The sequence below is a fragment of the uncultured Campylobacter sp. genome, from assembly GCF_938045225.1.
In the GTDB taxonomy this organism is placed as follows: domain Bacteria; phylum Campylobacterota; class Campylobacteria; order Campylobacterales; family Campylobacteraceae; genus Campylobacter_A.
Window position 1 is genome coordinate 1 of sequence record NZ_CALINL010000082.1, and the last position, 2,062, is coordinate 2,062.

The 2,062-nt window shown below is 47.9% G+C and carries 2 protein-coding genes; both read left to right on the forward strand.

Annotation, left to right across the window (positions count from 1 at the left end; all coding sequences use genetic code 11):
- The first annotated feature begins 124 nt into the window (after positions 1-124).
- The gene (locus tag Q0200_RS03705; RefSeq protein ID WP_297937900.1) at positions 125-823 is read left to right on the forward strand and encodes a fumarate reductase cytochrome b subunit; all 699 of its coding nucleotides are present in this window, start codon (positions 125-127) and stop codon (positions 821-823) included.
- Between the two features lie 18 nt (positions 824-841).
- Positions 842-2,062: fumarate reductase flavoprotein subunit (locus Q0200_RS03710; RefSeq protein ID WP_297937902.1), on the forward strand; the 1,221-nt coding region annotated here is incomplete at its 3' end.

The following is a 2,062-nucleotide window of genomic DNA, read 5'->3' on the forward strand; positions in this document are numbered from 1 at the left end:
GAAGCATACAAAATTTTAAAAGGTTTTTAAAGTAATTTGCGATACTATTACACCGTTTTTCTAGTATCATAATTTAATTTTCTTTTAAGTTATGATAATTTATTTCAATTTTATAGGAGGGCTCATGAGTGGGCTAATCGAGGGCTTCTTAGGTAGGCAAGCGGATACGAAAAAAAGTCGTACTCCTGCCGTTTGGGACAGATGGCAAAGTATAACGGGACTGATTTTGGCCTGTTTTATTTTGTGTCACATGGTATTTACTTCTACCATTTTATTCGGCAAGGGCGCATTTAACGCCGTTGTAGGTTTTGCGGAGGCTAAATTTTTATTCGGCGAGGCTACATGGTGGATCACTAACGTTATCGCTGCTATAATATTCGTCGTTTTTATCGCTCACGCATTTTTAGCGATGAGAAAATTCCCTGCAAACTACAGACAATACATTATGTTTAGAGGTCACGAAGACCGCATGAAGCATCTTGACACTACGCTTTGGTGGTTTCAGTTTTTGACCGGTTTTGCTCTATTTTTCGCAGCCAGCGCGCACTTAGTCGATATAATATTTGGCGGACATATCACTGCCGATAAATCAGCGGCTGCATTTCATCAACTAGAAATTTTTTACTTCGCGCTACTTGTTTTTATGGTCGTTCACGCTAGCGTGGGAATGTACCGCCTATACGTAAAATGGATAAGCATCGACGGAGTAAACAAACAAGAGATGTTCGCAAAAAGAAATAAAGCCAAAACTGCGATATTTGCGGTTTTTGGAGTGCTCGCGGTCATCGCGCTGATCGCCGATTTCGTGTGGATCAGTCTTTAGGAAAAGGAGCTTTAAAAAATGAACGTAAAATATTATGACGCATTAGTTATAGGAGGCGGTCTAGCGGGGCTTCGCGCTGCCGTTGCCGCTGGAGAAAAGGGGCTAAGTACGGTAGTTTTAAGCCTAATCCCGGTTAAGCGCTCGCACTCTGCGGCTGCGCAAGGCGGTATGCAAGCCTCTTTGGGAAATTCAAAAATGAGCGAAGGCGATAACGAGGACGTACACTTTGCCGACACGGTAAAAGGTAGCGACTGGGGCTGCGATCAGCAAGTAGCACGTATGTTTTGTCAAACCGCGCCTAAGGCGATCCGCGAGCTAGCGGCTTGGGGTGTGCCTTGGACTCGTATCACAAAAGGCGAGAGAAGCGCTATCATCAACGCTCAAAGAACGACTATCGTAGAAAAAGAAGAGGTCCACGGACTCATCCACTCTCGCGACTTTGGCGGAACTAAAAAATGGAGAACATGCTTTACGGCAGACGCCACCGGACACACTATGCTTTTTGCCGTAGCAAACGAAGCTCTAAAACATAACGTCGAAATCCACGACAGAAAAGAAGCTATCGCGCTAATCCACGCAAACAACCGCTGTTACGGCGCGATCGTTCGCGATCTAGTTAACGGCGAGATCACCGCATACGTCGCAAAAGGTACGCTAATCGCTACTGGCGGCTACGGCAGGGTTTATAAACACACAACAAACGCTGTAGTTTGTGAGGGTATCGGCGCAGCCATCGCTCTTGAGACCGGCGTAGCTCAGCTAGGAAATATGGAAGCGGTGCAGTTTCACCCGACTCCGATCGTCCCAAGCGGTATCTTGCTAACGGAAGGTTGCCGCGGCGACGGCGGAATTTTACGCGACGTAGACGGATATCGCTTTATGCCCGACTACGAGCCTGAGAAAAAAGAACTAGCTAGCCGCGACGTCGTAAGCCGCCGCATCATGGAGCATATCCGCGCAGGCAAGGGCGTACCTAGCCCATACGGCGAGCACGTTTGGCTGGATATCTCGATCCTAGGACGCGAGCACATCGAGAAAAACTTACGCGACGTTCAAGAAATTTGCGAAATCTTTAACGGCATCGATCCTGCCGACACCGAAGTGTATACCGACGAGAACGGACGACAGCGCGGTAAAGGCTGGGCGCCGATCCTACCTATGCAGCACTACTCTATGGGTGGCATAAAAACCAAGCCTACAGGCGAGAGTCCGACGCTAGCGGGTCTATTTAGCGCTGGC

Bases quoted from the DNA above. Each gene is read 5' to 3' on its own strand.
- Q0200_RS03705 (WP_297937900.1), top strand. From the start codon at position 125: ATGAGTGGGCTAATCGAGGGCTTCTTAGGTAGGCAAGCGGATACGAAA.